This is a genomic window from Pseudomonas sp. SIMBA_041, assembly GCF_046535095.1.
Classification (GTDB): Bacteria; Pseudomonadota; Gammaproteobacteria; order Pseudomonadales; family Pseudomonadaceae; genus Aquipseudomonas; species Aquipseudomonas mucoides.
Genome location: NZ_JAWRXJ010000675.1, coordinates 1 through 250, shown reverse-complemented (window position 1 = coordinate 250; position 250 = coordinate 1). Strand labels below are relative to the sequence as shown.

Below are 250 nucleotides of genomic sequence, written 5' to 3'. Positions count from 1 at the left end.
CGTGGCGACTTGCCTATACGACAGGCAGCCTGCAAAGCCTGTGGGCGGGCGTCGCGGGCGGGCTGGGGATCACGCTGAGGACGATGGCCGGCGTCCCGCCGACGCTACGCCGGCTGGGCGAACGGGACGGCCTGCCGCCGCTGCCGTCGGTCGAGCTGTGCATCCACTCGGGCGATCTCGACGCGTCGGCGGCGCTCGTCAGTCTGAAGCGCGTCGTGGTCGACAATCTGATCGCGAATCTTGCCGATGC

At 70.0% G+C, this 250-nt stretch carries 1 pseudogene; it reads left to right on the top strand.

The features are described 5' to 3' along the window. Positions 1-250, top strand: a pseudogene (locus tag SB725_RS32815) (hypothetical protein); the annotation flags it as partial.